11 protein-coding genes are annotated in these 15378 nt (G+C 52.1%); 3 read left to right on the forward strand and 8 right to left on the reverse strand.

Annotation, left to right across the window (positions count from 1 at the left end; all coding sequences use genetic code 11):
- Positions 1-316 precede the first annotated feature (316 nt).
- Positions 317-1186, forward strand: coding sequence for a crotonase/enoyl-CoA hydratase family protein (locus tag ACOTZF_RS03630; RefSeq protein WP_045903104.1), 870 nt, complete (start codon positions 317-319; stop codon positions 1184-1186).
- Here the strand turns inward: ACOTZF_RS03630 and pdeR are convergent.
- The 7 genes from pdeR to ACOTZF_RS03665 all read right to left on the reverse strand — a co-directional run bounded on the left by pdeR (position 1183) and on the right by ACOTZF_RS03665 (position 12272).
- A complete protein-coding gene (pdeR, locus tag ACOTZF_RS03635) occupies positions 1183-3174 on the reverse strand; it encodes a cyclic di-GMP phosphodiesterase (RefSeq protein ID WP_013096381.1) in 1992 nt (663 codons plus the stop codon). The genes ACOTZF_RS03630 and pdeR overlap by 4 nt on opposite strands.
- 325 nt (positions 3175-3499) lie before the next feature.
- Positions 3500-5434 carry an exoribonuclease II gene (locus ACOTZF_RS03640; RefSeq protein ID WP_047023072.1) on the reverse strand — a complete coding sequence of 645 codons (1935 nt, stop codon included), beginning with the start codon at positions 5432-5434 and terminating at the stop codon, positions 3500-3502.
- An 88-nt stretch (positions 5435-5522) separates the two neighbouring features.
- Entirely contained in the window at positions 5523-6509 is a 987-nt protein-coding gene (locus ACOTZF_RS03645; protein WP_129251819.1) for a CMD domain-containing protein, read from the reverse strand.
- Between the two features lie 154 nt (positions 6510-6663).
- Positions 6664-7452: an enoyl-ACP reductase FabI gene (gene fabI / locus ACOTZF_RS03650; RefSeq protein ID WP_013096384.1), complete on the reverse strand. Its 789-nt coding sequence runs from the start codon at positions 7450-7452 to the stop codon at positions 6664-6666.
- Positions 7453-7723: 271 nt separating this feature from the next.
- Positions 7724-10819, reverse strand: a complete 3096-nt coding sequence (locus tag ACOTZF_RS03655) for a multidrug efflux RND transporter permease subunit (RefSeq protein WP_129317578.1) — start codon at positions 10817-10819, stop codon at positions 7724-7726.
- Positions 10820-10854: 35 nt separating this feature from the next.
- Positions 10855-11757 (reverse strand): ABC transporter six-transmembrane domain-containing protein, encoded by a 903-nt coding sequence (locus ACOTZF_RS03660; RefSeq protein ID WP_062934607.1) that lies wholly within the window; start codon positions 11755-11757, stop codon positions 10855-10857.
- 128 nt (positions 11758-11885) lie between these two features.
- Positions 11886-12272, reverse strand: coding sequence for a hypothetical protein (locus ACOTZF_RS03665; protein WP_044158342.1), 387 nt, complete (start codon positions 12270-12272; stop codon positions 11886-11888).
- 315 nt (positions 12273-12587) lie between these two features.
- Here ACOTZF_RS03665 and ACOTZF_RS03670 point away from each other — a divergent pair, with 315 nt between their 5' ends.
- Together ACOTZF_RS03670 and ACOTZF_RS03675 are read left to right on the forward strand one after the other, a co-directional pair.
- Positions 12588-13292 carry a response regulator gene (locus ACOTZF_RS03670; RefSeq protein ID WP_020690953.1) on the forward strand — a complete coding sequence of 235 codons (705 nt, stop codon included), beginning with the start codon at positions 12588-12590 and terminating at the stop codon, positions 13290-13292.
- Entirely contained in the window at positions 13289-14356 is a 1068-nt protein-coding gene (locus ACOTZF_RS03675) for an ATP-binding protein (protein ID WP_129251814.1), read from the forward strand. The genes ACOTZF_RS03670 and ACOTZF_RS03675 overlap by 4 nt, the downstream gene beginning before the upstream one ends.
- 12 nt (positions 14357-14368) lie before the next feature.
- Here the strand turns inward: ACOTZF_RS03675 and ACOTZF_RS03680 are convergent, their stop codons facing one another.
- Complete coding sequence (locus ACOTZF_RS03680; RefSeq protein WP_129251812.1) at positions 14369-15283, reverse strand: ATP-grasp fold amidoligase family protein; 915 nt, start codon at positions 15281-15283, stop codon at positions 14369-14371.
- Positions 15284-15378: the final 95 nt, after the last annotated feature.

A 15378-nucleotide genomic window follows, 5' to 3' on the forward strand; every position in this document is an offset into this window, starting at 1 on the left:
TATTGATTTTTCGCGAAACCATTTGATCATATGACAAGATGTGTATCCACCTTAACTTAATGATTTTTACCAAAATCATTAGGGGATTCATCAGGCTACAGCCTGCGCATCAATGTTAGACATAATCTCATCCCGGGTACGAAAAGTTAATATTTTCAATGATGCAGAAAATGGATTCAAAAGAGAAGGGAAAAAATGCAATAACTAAATTACATAAATGAAAGTAATAAATTTATTCCCCCGCATGCAGCGTGATGAATGAGTGGATTAGTCTAAAACTGCGCGCAAGGCGCTTTTTTATATGAGGAATTAGACTATGACAGTTATCAATCAGACTACCTGCACACTGTTTACCGATACTGAACGTTTCACTCAGTTGTCCGGGTATTATGAGGAGGAGCGCCGCACAGTCTGGATGATGTTGCGGGCGCAGCCACGACCTTGCTTCAACCATGCGTTAATCGAAGAGATCATGAACCTCTCCTGGCTTGTTCGCCAGTCCGGGTTTGCGGTCGATTTTTGGGTTACCGGTTCGCTGGTACCCGAGATGTACAATGCGGGAGGTGATTTACAGTTCTTTGTCGAATGTATCCAAAACGGACGTCGCGAGGCGTTAAGAGCCTATGCCCGAGCCTGCGTGGACTGCGTTCATGCGGCGTCACGGGGGTTTGATACGGGGGCTATTACCCTGGCGATGGTCGAAGGCAGTGCGTTAGGGGGCGGATTCGAAGCCGCGCTGGCGCACCACTTTGTGCTGTCCCAGCGCGATGCCCGCTTAGGCTTCCCTGAGATCGCCTTCAACCTTTTCCCCGGCATGGGGGGGTACTCGCTGGTTGCTCGCCGCTCAGGCATGAAGCTGGCGGAGGAGCTCATCTACAAAGGGGAGTCTCATACGGCAGAATGGTATGAACAGCATGGGTTAGTGGATGTCCTGTTCGAACCCGGACAAAGTTACGTCTCCGTCAGAACGTTCATTGACACGCTGCGGCCGAAGATGAACGGCGTAAAGGCGATGTTACGCGCCCGTACCCGCGTGCTGCAGCTGCCTCGCAGTGAGCTGATGGATATCACGGAAGATTGGGTTGACGCCGCGTTCTGCCTGGAACCAAAAGATATCGCTTATATGGAGCGTCTGGTCATGCTGCAAAACCGCCACCAGGCGGCGGGTTTACGCAAAGCCAGTTAGTGCTGTTTACGCGCCTGATATCGCTTTAGCCATCGCTCGAATGCGGCAGCGGGCATGGGCTTAGCAAAGAGAAAACCCTGCCGTTCGTTGACGCCGTTCTTAGTCAGAAAGGCGTCTTCTTTTGCGTTCTCCACACCTTCGGCAATGACCTGCAAATTCAGTGCCTGCGCCACCGCGACGATGGCCCGCACCAGCGACTGGGAAATAGACTGTTTATGAATATCCCGGACAAATGACTGATCGAGTTTTATCGCATCGATGGGGAAGCGTGCCAGCTGCGACAAAGACGAGTAGCCGGTACCAAAATCGTCCAGATGGATTTGCGCACCAAGCTGGCTGAACTGCTGGATCACCGACAGCGCCAGCTCTTCGTTTTCAATGAGGCAGCTTTCCGTTAACTCTACGTCGATAGGGCAGTATTCAAAATCCAGATCCTTCAGGGCCTGTTTTAAGTCGCTGAAAATGGTTTGATCTGCCAGCTGACGGGCCGAAACGTTCACCGCCACGCGTAGGTTAATGCCTTTGTCGCGCCATTTCGCCACCTGGCGAACCACATCAAGCATGACCCAGCGGCCAAGCGGCACAATCAGCCCTGACTCCTCAGCATACGAGATAAACTCCAGCGGAGGAATCAACCCACGTTCTGGTGATTGCCAGCGCACCAGCGCTTCAAGGCTTCTGACTTCACCGCGCCAGGTGACTTTGGGCTGGTAGTGGATCAGCAGCTGATCGTTATCCAGCGCTTTGCGCAGGTTGGTATCCAGCCACAGATACTCAAACACGCGCTGGTTCATTTCCGGCGAGAAGACGCAGAACTTACCCCGGCCGTTCTCTTTTGCGGTGTACATGGCGGTATCGGCATTGCGGATGACGCTTTCCCGATCGTTACCGTGCTGCGGGGCGAGGGCGATACCTAACGAGCAACCGGTATAAATTTCAATCAAACCGATTCTGAACGGCTGGCGCAGACGGGTCAGAATGCGTGATGCCATCGCTTCCAGAGAACCCTGAGAGGTATTGGTGGCCATGACAATAAATTCATCGCCGCCGAGTCGCGCAAGCACCTGGCCTTCTTCCAGACAGCTCAGAATGGCCAGCGCGACCGCCTGTAATAACTGATCGCCAAACATGTGCCCGTAGGCGTCGTTCACCTTTTTGAAGTTATCGAGATCGAGATACACCACGCCAACCTGCGTCTCACCGCGGCTGTCGATGGCATCTGAAATCAGTTCGTGGATCGCGTTGCGGTTCGGCAACCCGGTGATGGTGTCGGTATTGGCCAGCACCCGCAGGCGCTCCTGGGCGCGGCGCTCCTCCGTAATATCGGTGCCGGAACAGATAAGAAAAATTTCATTTTTACCGCTACCGCTGTGGACAAATTTGTTTCTGAACAGAAACAACCGTTGTCCTTTTCGCGTTTTGATCCAGCGCTCGACTTCGTAAGAGCTGCCGTTGCGAAAGAAGCCGGTGATGTTGCGCTTAGAGGCTGCCGCTTCACTGCGGCTCATAAACAGCTTGAACACGTTCTGGCCGATAACTTCTTGTTCTTTCAGGCCGGTGTACTCCTCGCTCAGGCGGTTAAACCGCTGAATATTGCCGTTCTGATCGAGGATTACGATAACGGAGTTGGCTTCCGAAACCACTTGTTCCGCAAAGGACAGCCCCTGAGCCAGGTCCCGGGCTACGGAAGGCGTATCGTTCCACGCAGAGGCTGTTCCGGCCCACTCATTACGGGTGATTTTGCGTCCGACAAGGTGAACAGGAACATCTTCGCCGTACAACGAGAGCGTCATAGAGATACTGGACGTAATGACGGTTAACTGGCGAATAAGTTCGGCCTGTTCATCATCCAGCGCCACCACCTGAGTGACATCAGCATTTTCGCTGGTAGAAAGGTGCAGAGCATTGCTGTCTGCTGTCAGTCGCCACCAGGGGCTGTGAGTTCCCATGTAACGAAACAGCAAATTCTGCTCCAGATCGTCCATCATGTTTTCTCCTGCAGCTACCTGTTAGCGCACAATTTATTCCGTTGCAATCGGCTTTTTCGAGGTGAGACCACGGCCAGACCGATGTGAACTTATTGTTTTTTCCCGGGTTTCTTATAATAAAACGAGTCAGGTAAAAAAGGATACTTAGCAAATAAAAATTCACGTAACCGAATATAACGGCACTCTTTTACTGTAGATAATTCTGGCGAATTTGGGCGGGGGAAGTCTGAAAATAGTAAGAAAAAATGAAGAATTTGCAGCGTGGCGTAAAAGAAAAAATTGTCGGCCCGTCCGGCAAGGAAAGGGCCGACAATTGAACAGCTTATCAGGCGGCAGGGCGCGCGATGATGCTGCGGGTTTCCATGCGGACTTCGGCGATAGTTACGTCAATCACGTCGGTGACCTTGTAAACCGTTTCACCTTTGATTTGCACAGTCCCGTTTTCCTGGCTACAGACCAGTTCATCGCGAACGGTATGCAGGAACGGCGCAGGAATAAAGGCCACCGCCCCATTATCCACCAGACGTACGCGCATCCCCCCACGGCTGATATCAATGATTTCTGCAGCGAAGCGAGTGTCTGTGCCGGCTTTGTCCTGCAGGAAGCGGGCGTACAGCCAGTCACCTACGTCACGTTCCGCCATGCGGTTCAGGCGCCGACGATCTGCCATCTGCAGGGTAGTGTCATCCTGAGGACGCGCAATTGATTCGCCCTTAATGATCGCTTTCAGCAGGCGATGGTTAACCATATCGCCATACTTACGAATTGGAGATGTCCAGGTGGCGTAGGCTTCAAGACCGAGGCCGAAGTGTGGACCAGGCTCTGTGCTGATCTCGGCAAAAGACTGGAAGCGACGAATACGGCTGTCGAGGAAACCAGAAGGCTGTGCGTCCAGCTCGCGGCGCAGCTTGCAGAAGCCCTGCAAGGTCAGCACTTCTTCCGGGTCAACATGCACATCATGGTTTTTCAGTAAGGCGGCCAGCGCTTCGGTGTTCGCCGGATCAAACCCGGTATGAACGTTATAAATGCCGAAGCCGAGCTTGTCGCGCAGCACACGTGCGGCACAAATATTGGCGGAAATCATCGCTTCTTCGACGATGCGGTTCGCAATACGTCGTGGTTCGGCCACGATATCCAGCACTTCACCTTTTTCGCCCAGAACAAAGCGATAGTCCGGACGATCCTTGAACACCAGCGCATGGGTTTGACGCCACTCGCTGCGGCTCAGACAGATGCGGTGCAGCAGACGAATCTGTGCGGCAACGGCCTCAGAGGCTGGTTGCCAGCTGCCCGTGTTCTCCAGCCAGTCAGAGACGTCGTCGTAAGCCAGCTTGGCTTTAGATTCAATGGTGGCCGCGAAGAATTCGATATCGTCTTCAATTGTGCCGTCCGCAGCAATGGTCATGCGGCAGGCGAGCACAGGACGCACTTCGTTCGGCCGCAGCGAACAGAGATCGTCGGAGAGTTCACGAGGCAGCATCGGGATGTTAAAGCCCGGCAGATAGTTGGTGAACGCACGGATTTTCGCGATATCGTCCAGCTTGCTGCCTTCAGCAATCCAGGCGGTAGGATCGGCAATGGCAACGGTTAACAGCAGTTTGCCGTCAGCAAGTTCTTCAGCATACAAGGCGTCATCCATATCTTGCGTACTGGCGCTGTCGATAGTAACAAACTCCAGGGCAGTCAGATCGCGACGCTCCAGACCTTCGTCCTGCATCTCGGTGGCGACGCCGTTCGGGGCTTCTTTCTCAAGATTATGGCGCGCAAGCGTAACCCACCACGGTACAAAATGGTCATCACCGAACGTGATGAACTGGGTCAGTTCCGCATAGAAGCCGCGATCGCCTTTCAGTGGATGACGGCGCATTTCGGCAACGGCCCAGTCACCTTCTTTAAAATCATGCTCAACGCCGCGAGCGGCACGGCAGGGGATGGCGTCTTTCAGCAGAGGATGATCCGGCACGATGGAGAGACGATCGTCTTTTCTCTGCACCTTGCCCACAAAACGGGTCAGGAACGGCTCGATCAGTTCTTCCGGCTCGGCAGATTCACGCTCTTTTTCGGTATGAATAACCGCCATGACGCGGTCGCCGTGCATCACTTTCTTCATCTGCGGTGGCGGAATGAAGTAGCTTTTCTGCGCGTCGACTTCAAGGAAACCAAAGCCTTTTTCCGTGGCTTTTACGACCCCTTCTGCACGCGGCGTCTGGGAATGCAGTTGCTGTTTAAGCTGCGCTAGCAGCGGGTTGTCCTGAAACATAATGTTCTATTTTCGTAGCCATTGAGCGGCTGACAGTTTTACGCGATTCTCACTGCCACAGCAAGCGCTCTTTGGGTAAATAGTATGGTTATTCCGCTTTGCCAAGCGCCACTTTCAAACGCTCCAGCCAGCCGTCTAACGCGCTTCGCGTAAGCAGTGCAATCGCCCGGCCAGCGGGAAGACCTTCCTCCGTGAGCGGGTTAAACTGTGCTGCACTGAAACGGTCCGGTGAACGTGTCAACAACTCCACTGCCGCTAAGAGCGCCGGCGACGCGGCCCGGTCTTCATCGCGGCAATGGTTCAGGATTTCTCCCGTCAGATCGAGCAACGTGGGTTCGTGGCAGAGCACAGGCGTCAGCGCCTGAAGGGCGGGCTCGGCTTGCCAGCGTGAAAGCGACTCAAGTTGATGCGCACTGGCATAGCGCAGTTCCACGACAGGCAGTAGAGCGATCCAGGCGCCGGGCCTGGCGGGCAGTGTGTGCGGTTGAATATGGTGTCCCGGCAACCAGCGTACGGGGTGGCCCAGTAGCGCCTGAAATACCGCTACCACGCGGGCCTGAAAACCGATGAAGCCAATAATCTGGCTGATGAGCACAATGTCATACGTTGTCAGGCCCACCTCATCAAGCTGGTTCTGCGCTTTATCATCGATGACATCCGGTGAGCTGGCAAGCTGGCGGGCATACTGCGTGATCTGGGCCAGACGGCGGTTACTTTCGCGAGAGGAGTCCGGGCCGGGAAGGGGGGCGAGAAGGGCGGCGTAGTGGTTACAGAGCCTTTGAACCCCGCAGGCCTGCGCCACCGTCAGCGCGGTGCTCAGCCTGTCGTAGGCACTCAGCGTATGCAGACGGTTGACGGCGATATCGAGTGGAAACAGCCGGTGACATAACGCCCGGGCAGGAGTAAGCCAGCCAGCACAGGCAGTAACAATCTCATCCGGTAAGGCTAAATCGAGCAAAAAACGATCGTCGACGTTAGCGGCTTCGGGCACCAGAGGCAGGACATCCGTCTGCGCGTGGTTTGACTGGGTTTCGTGGTACCAGTGGCCTTTGCCGGAAAAACGGCGTTGTTCCATGGGCGTTCCTTGATCTCAAAATGGCGATCAATATCCTGGCGTAAGGCGGATGAGGGGAAAAATATTGTTAGGTGATAACAAATAGCAGAACGGAATAACGAGAGAGGGCGGGGCGGGAAAAACTCTCTTCCCGGGCGGGAAGAGAGTCACAAACTTATTTAATTTCCAGCTCGTTCATTGCAGCGATGTTGAAGCCGCCGTCAACGTGAACCACTTCGCCGGAGATACCCGCGGAAAGGTCAGAGCACAGGAATGCTGCAGAGTTACCCACATCTTCAATGGTAACGGTACGACGAATCGGGGTAACCGCTTCGCAGTGTGCCAGCATTTTACGGAAATCTTTGATACCGGAAGCCGCCAGGGTGCGGATTGGACCTGCAGAGATGGCGTTAACGCGCACACCTTCAGGGCCCATTGCGTTCGCCATGTAGCGGACGTTTGCTTCCAGAGACGCTTTAGCCAGACCCATCACGTTGTAGTTAGGGATTGCGCGCTCTGCGCCCAGGTAGGACAGGGTCAGCAGGGCGGAGCCCGGGTTCAGCATGGCACGGCAAGATTTCGCCATCGCAACAAAGCTGTAAGAGCTGATGTCGTGAGCGATTTTAAAGCCATCGCGGGTTACCGCGTTCACGTAGTCACCGTCCAGCTGGTCGCCAGGTGCGAAGCCGATGGAGTGAACGAAACCGTCGAATTTGTCCCACGATTTTGCCAGTTCAGCAAACATGCCATCGATGCTTTCATCTTGTGCAACGTCACATTCCAGAACAATGCTGGAACCCAGCTGCGCGGCAAATTCTTCAACACGGCCTTTCAGCTTGTCGTTCTGGTAGGTGAACGCCAGCTCAGCGCCTTCGCGATGCATTGCCTGTGCGATGCCGTATGCGATGGACAGTTTGCTGGCAACGCCGGTTACCAGAATGCGCTTACCGGAAAGAAAACCCATAGCTTTAATCCTTATATTCATTGCTTATTTTGCCTTGTAATTCATAGCGTTACAGGCAGTATTTCAAAATTATTCGAAATCAGCTCGAAATTATAGCCCACTCACTGCCCCTTGTGTCACGCTATTTCTCGCGAATCTCCCGGGAATGAACGCGCGTAAGGGGCTGATATGGGAAACGCGGCTGTGAAAATTTCGGCATTCGTCCAGTATATCACCCGGCGTCAGGTTCACCTCATCCAACCAGCGTCGAAGCGTGATCCCGTAAAGCGTTTCACCTTTTTCTGGCGTGCTCGATGAAACGCGCGACGACAATAAAGAAAACCGGGACGAAGAAAATGGCGAGAAATGTACCGCTAATCATACCGCCGAAAACCCCGGTGCCAATGGCATGCTGCGTGCTGTCACTTGCGCCACGGGCCAACATTAACGGGACAACCCCTAGCGTAAAGGCCAGTGAGGTCATCAGAATAGGGCGCAAGCGTTGCCGGGCAGCCTGTAGCGTTGCTGCCACGATTGTTTCCCCCTCCCGCTGCAGCTGCCTGGCAAACTCGACAATCAGAATGGCGTTTTTTGCAGACAGCCCGATCAGGGTGATCATCCCCACCTTGAAGAAAACATCATTTGTCATGCCGGCAATGTGTACGGCCGCTACCGCGCCAATAAGACCCAATGGCACGACCAGCATAACCGCGAAGGGTATAGACCAGCTCTCATAGAGCGCGGCAAGAACCATAAACACAACGAGGATTGACAGCACAATAAGGCCGGGAAGCTGTGACTCAGACGCTTTCTCCTGCAATGAACTCCCGGCCCATTCCCCTACGATACCCGCAGGCATCTCTCTTGCCAGCGCTTCCATGATTTTCATTGCCGCACCGCTGGATTCACCCGAGGCGGCACTCCCCGTAATACGTATCGCAGGATAACCCTGATAGCGGTTCAACTGCTGGGGCGCAACGTTCCATGAAAGGGTGGCAAACGTAGAGACCGGCACCATTTGTCCCGTCCGATTTTTTACCGATAAGGCTAACAATTGTTCGGGCTGCATGCGGTAGGGCGCATCGGCCTGAACAATCACCTGTTGAACGCGGCCGTTATTGGTATAGTCATTAACGTAACTGGAGCCCGTGGTCACAGACAGGGTTTGATTAATTTCGTCAAACGAGACGCCCATGGACTCGGCTTTTTCCCGGTCGATCTGAATCGCCAGGCTGGTGCCATCCGGCAGGCCATCTATGTAGACATCATTCAGTTCAGGCCGTTGATTTGCCTGCTGAACAAGGTCATCCGCAGCCTTTTTTAGAGCCTGATATCCCAGTCCTGCTCGGTCCTGCAGATAGTAAGTAAATCCGGATGAGGTCCCCATATCCGAAATCGCCGGAGGGAGCAGGCTCATCGTCACGGCATCAGAAACGCTCTCTATGCGCGACTGGATAGCGTTTGCTTCATCCTGGGCGGTGATCCCCTGACGGTTTTTCGAGTCCTTAAGCGTGGTAAAGGCCATGGCCGAGTTGGGGCCAGAACCTGAAAAGCCAAAGCCCAGGATCATAATGTTGCTCTCAATCGCCGGTCGCGATGCGATTTCCTCTTCAAATTTTTCAACCACTTTAAGGGTACGCTGCATGGTCGCATCAGACGGCAGTTGCAGGGATGACATAAAGTAGCCCTGATCTTCATCCGGCAGAAACGAGGAGGGCAAAGACGACAGGCCAGCAAACAGGGCAGCGCAAAGGGCAACATACAGCAGCAGCATGCGGCCCGTTCGTTTTAATACGGCGCCCAGGCTGGAGGCATATACCGCCGTGAGGGCGTGAAAATGCGCGTTAAACCAGGTCGCAAATTTCCCGGCCCCTCTCTTGTTCGCCTCATGGGGCTTGAGTAACGTGGCACAAAGAGCGGGTGTCAGCGTCAGCGCCAGAAAGGCCGATAACAAAATGGAAATGGCCATTGAAATACAGAATTGTCGATAGATGATCCCCACCGATCCCTCAGCAAAGCCCATCGGGATAAACACCGCCGTGAGCACAAGCGTGATACCCGCGATGGCTGGGGTAATTTCCTGCATGGCCTGCCGCGTGGCTTCGCGCGGTGAAAGCGCTTTTTCTTCCATCAGTCTTTCGACGTTTTCAACCACGACGATGGCATCATCAACGATGATACCGATTGCCAGCACCATGCCGAACATGGTCAGGATGTTGATGGAATAACCGCTGAGCAGCATGATCGTAAAGGTGCCCAGGAGCGCCACGGGGGCGACAATCGCCGGAATAAGCGTGCAGCGTATCTTGTGCAGAAAAAGCAGCATGACCAGAAACACCAGCACCATCGCTTCAACAAACGTCTGTACCACCTTCATAATTGAAAGCTTTACGAAGGGCGCCGTATCAAAAGGGACGGTGAAGGTCATTCCCTCCGGAAGCACGTGAGAGAGCTCATCAATGCGCGCCCGCACGCCTGAGGCGGTACTGATGGCATTCGCTCCCGGTGACAGCTGGATTGCGGCTGCCGTCGCCGGGACGCCGTTTTCGCGAATACCGTACGCATAGCTTTGCAGGCCGGATTCAATGCGGGCAACGTCCGACAACTGCAGGCGGGCCCCTGTGGTATCGGATTTAAGGGTAATATGGCTAAATGCCTCGACCGAAGAAAGTTGTCCTTTGACCGTAATCGGATAAGTCACTCCCTGGCCTTCTGTTGCCGGTTCATCGCCCGTTCTGCCGGGGGAAACAATGGTGTTCTGCTGGCTGACTGCCGTAAGTACATCGCTCACCGACAGCCCATAGCTGTGAAGCTTCATCGGATCGAGCCAGATACGTAGCGCTTTCTCACCACCAAAAAGCTGGACTTTGCCAACCCCCGGCACGCGGCGAAGCTCATCGCTAATATTTCTGGCAAAATAATCGCTCAAATCCGCTTCCTGAAATTTCCCGGAGGTGGATTTTAACCCCACCATCATCAGAAAACCGGCGTTCGCCGCCTCGACGTTAATGCCGTTTTGCCGGACCGACTGAGGTAGACGCGGCTCGACAATTTTTATCTGATTCTGGAGATCCATCTGAGCCAGTTTAATATCTGTGCCTGGCTTAAACGTCACCGTAATTGAGGCTGAACCGGTGGTGTCACTCGAGGATTCAAAATAGAGCAAATTATCCACGCCGGATATTTCACGTTCGATAAGAGAGACGACCGATGTATTCATTACATCAGGGCTGGCGCCGGGATACGAGACAGTAATGATAATACCCGGCGGTGCAACGGCCGGATATTGCGCAACCGGCAGCCGGGGGATAGACAACACGCCCGTCAAAACAATAAAAAGCGCGACGACCCAGGCGAAAACAGGACGATCAATAAAAAAATGCGGCATGAGGATTACTTCCAGTCAACTAACAGTGAAACGCATTACGGGTGCAGTGCCTCGTCATCGGTCGATACCCGTTTACCGATGTCCCTGAGCTGTGAAAATTTCTCAAGGAGTTGCGGGGCGTCATCCAGGCTTGTCGCAAACATCCACATATAGGTCATCACGGAGTAGATATGACCCGCCGTAATACCCGTCGAGTGGGTCATCAGGATAATGGTCAGCGTAAAAAGCAGGGCGATCAGCGAACCAATCAGTAAATATCCCCACGCTTCGCGGTCAGAGAGCGCAATACGCAAGTGTGCAAGCGTAGAATAATGACGTTTGAGGGTCGCAGAACCCGCTTTATGTACATAATCCACCTCTTTCTCGAGGCGGTTATTGAGGCGTCTGAACAGCAATTCATTCTTATGGGTGAAACCGGAAACAAATCCCATCAGGATTAAGACGATGATGGCGCAGACGATGCCAGCCCAGAATTCAATGATCAGCAGCATAATGGCTGCACCAAAAAGCGAACTCATTGAGGTAATGAGCATGGGCAGATGCATTTCAAAGAAATCCACGAATTCACGCGATAAGGTAACTCTCGCCGCGATTGTCGAATGATTAAGCTGGTATTTTCGCTGAGCCAGCACCACAGAGACCGCAAGCCCGGCGTAAATCCGTGCGAAGGTGCGCGTGTCCACGCTGCGCCTGGCGGCACCAATGCACCAGATAAACAGGACCATTAGCCCATACAGTGCAGCGCTCACGGTATCCCCGGCGAGAATGGCATTTATCGCGATCCCCGCAAGTACGGGATAGAGTAAAAAGGTCACATTTTCAGCAATAACCAGAAAGAAGGTAATAAACAGCTTCTTGCGGTGCCGCACGGCAAGTGCCTTGAGTGAGCCAACAACCCCGGAAACGACCGGAGGACGATGAGTTTTTTTAAGGATCATATTTTTCGAGTTATTAATGCCAGAGAGCAGGGGAATTCCGTCAGGAATTTATCCATTAACCGTTACTTTATACAGCGCATGTTTAGTACTGATGTGCGATTTGTGGAGGTTATATGGAGACAGTAAACTTAAATCATCCTTAACATGAGATAAATGGGTGAGCCAACAAAAAATATAATGAGAAAACATTCGCAGTAAAACACCAGATCGGCAATATCAGGTGCGATGTTTAACAAAATACTGAAAATGATGATCAGGTAGATAAAAATCAATGCCAGGCACAGGGCCATGACAAGGAGTTCCGTCAATCCGCCTCCTTTATGTTGAATCGCAAGAAAAAACGATGTCGCTGCGATACAACCATAAATAACAGGTGAGGAGATAATGGTTGCCGCTACTTTTTCATCGACTTCATGTATCAGGATCATCCAAAGATGCAATAATCCCCACGATACAATAAGAAACAAACATGACGTGCCAATGTTAGCAGGTGAGACATATCTATTAATATTCATGGTGAGTGTCTTCGGGTATTAATGAAAGCAATTGATAGACCGGGGTGCGTGAGAGAAGTTCAACGGTTTATTCTCTTTGGTCGCTTTTTTTTCTGAATAAAAAGATTACGTCTGTATATGGAGTATTTATTTCCGAAATGTGGAGGAAGTGTGGAGACAATAACCTAAGGGGGTTCGGTTGTGGCAGAAATGTTTATAAAAAGTCGTCGCGCAACGGCACTTTTTTGTCGTGCGTGGGTCTTAGACTTTTATAAAATGACGTATAGCGTATTTTCTCAACATAATAGAGACGCTTTCAGTTCCTGTGGAGATAAAATGTACAAAAATAATTTAATCCTTGTCGCCGAAGATGAAGATGAAATCGCCGATATACTGATGAGCTACCTGCAGCGGGCTGGGATGAAAACGTTAAGGGCAACTGACGGTGAGCAGGCGATAAACCTGACGCGTCTGCATAAACCGGATCTCATTTTGCTGGATATCCAGTTGCCGGTATTTGATGGTTGGAGCGTTCTTACCACGCTGCGCCGGGAGAGTACGGTGCCTGTTATTATGGTCACCGCCCTCGATCAGGATGTTGATAAACTGATGGGATTGCGCCTGGGCGCTGACGACTACGTGATCAAGCCTTTCAATCCCTCTGAAGTTGTCGCGCGAGTCGAAGCCGTACTGCGCAGGACGAAGGCTCACGTTCAACAGGTGGCTGCAATGCCGCTCAGGACGCCCTTCATCACAGTCTACCCGGATGATTTCTATATAGAAGTTACGGTGGGGGAAGAGGTGGTTTGCCCGGTATTGACCACCACAGAATTTAAATTGCTGACTTACCTGGTCAGGAACCCAAGAAAGGTCTGCTCCCGTGAGGAATTACTTAACGCCTGCCTGCCGGAAGGCGATACCTTAGACAGAACGGTCGACAGCCACATGAGCAAACTGCGTAAAAAACTGGAGCTTGCAGGTCTTCATGGTGTGCCAGAAAGCATTAGAGGAATGGGCTATCGGCTGGGAGAAAAGAAATGAACAGAGAATCTGTTCTGAGCCGCCAGATTCTGACCTACATGTTAACGCTGGCGTTGATGATTATCGCCATCGCTATCCTGGGGTCCTGGCTGTTTTACAGCTTCGTACTCGATTACCTTCCGGGCGGCGTAGCGGCCGGTAACGATGAAAATATGACGATGTGGGACTGGGTGTGGATCGTGACGGTCTCTGCAATCAGTGTGATGATTTCCCTCTTTTTAACCGTAAAGCTGTCATCGCGCATCCTCACGCCATTAAACGCGGTAGCCACAAGCCTGAAACGCATCTCGCAGGGCGAGCTGGATGCCAGGGCCTGGTGCGCCAGTTCCCGGCTTGGCGAGATAAATCATCTCGTCAACGACTTCAACGAAATGGCTGAAAAATTACAGACGCTGGACAGTCAACGTAAATCCTGGAATGCGGCGATTGCGCATGAACTGAGAACGCCCGTCACGATTTTACGCGGGCGGCTTCAGGGGCTCGTCGACGGTGTTTTTACGCCGGAACCCGTTCTGTTTAATAACCTGCTTAAACAAACCGAAGGGTTGGCGCGGCTGATAGAAGATCTCCGGGTTGTCAGCTCAGACGGCGGTGCCGGCTATACGTTATACAAGAGTGAAATCGATCTGAAGGAAACCCTCGAAACGGCGCTGGAAACCTTCAGACCCGAGTTTGAGCGTAAGCAATTTACTCTTCGTACCGAACTTAAAGCCCAGCGGTGTCTCTGCGATCCGCTACGGATTAATCAGTGCTTAACCGTGCTGTTCGACAATGCGCTGCATTATTCGACATCACGTAAACTCATCGTAAAAAATGGCGTGTTTGGCAGAGAAAATTACATTCTGATTCAGGACGAAGGGCCGGGCATTCCGCGCGAATTTCATGATTTTCTCTTCCAGCCCTTTCAGCGGGATAAAGGGGCCAGACAATTGAATCCTGAAGGGTGTGGTTTAGGGCTGTCGGTGGTCAAAGCCATCATGTCTGCGCACGGTGGCGATGTCACCTATGTATTGACGAAGCAAAACCACTCCCTCTTCAAATTAACCTGGCCGATCGCGTCGTAACTGCGTACAGGCTCAAATGAGCCTGTTTGCGACGGGCGTCATTTGCCACATTTCACCTAACCTGGCATCCCATTCCGGCGGCGTGATAGTCAGTTTGCCCCGTTTCGGGCTTAACGTTATCTCACTGAAGTAGATCTCGTCCCGGGTGAGCATGAGATCGACACGGCAATAGTCAATCCCCAGGGCCAGCTCTTGCGCCGCCAGCAGCGCTTCCTGATAAGAGGCAGGCTTGGATATGTCCTGCGGAGTGTTGGGATATTCCATCTGGAAAGGCTGCAACTGCCAGTGGCGATCGTAAACGTTGATAAAACCATTGCCGTTTTCATCGGTGAAATCAGCTTCCACAAACTGCGCGACACCGTGGAAACAATGAATCCTCAACATCTCGGGTGTTGTGTTTTTGTCCGCGTCATTAAAGAGATCGATATACTTCTCGCACAGAATAACAGGAGGGATGTTTTTATATTGCCATTCCCGTGTGGTGTAATATAGATTTCTCTTTAATGCCAGCCGGAGTTTGTTTTGCGATTTTTTAAGGTCAAATTCAGCTTTGTTTGTGCATATGATCGCGCTTCCACTGTCATGGTTGCACTTTAACACAAATTTATGCGGCAGTTTCGTCATGTCGATGTGCTCAACGCGACGGTATACGCCAATCAATGGAACGATTTTTAGACGTTGCGTTCTCGACAGGACATATTCCCGCACAGCGAGTTTATCCGCCAGCATCGTATAGTGCGCATTATGGTCATAGACCAGACGATGACAAATTTTTTCGTTCAGGGTAGCAGGTGATTTTATATCAAATGTGTCGCCGTGGGTTGCTTTGAGACGGGACAGATGAAAGTTAATGTCTGATATTAAATAAGACCGACACTTCCTGAGCAGATACTCAAGGTGTTTTAAATAATATGTGGTTTTGTTCATTCTTTCCTCCGAAATATCTGCATATTCTGAAGGAGAAGGATTGATTCTTATTGCCTGGAGTATGGAGGAAAAATGGAGAGCCGCTTATAAAACGA

Origin of the sequence: Enterobacter cloacae complex sp. SHL021, assembly GCF_049237765.1 — a bacterium.
Lineage (GTDB): Bacteria > Pseudomonadota > Gammaproteobacteria > Enterobacterales > Enterobacteriaceae > Enterobacter > Enterobacter cloacae.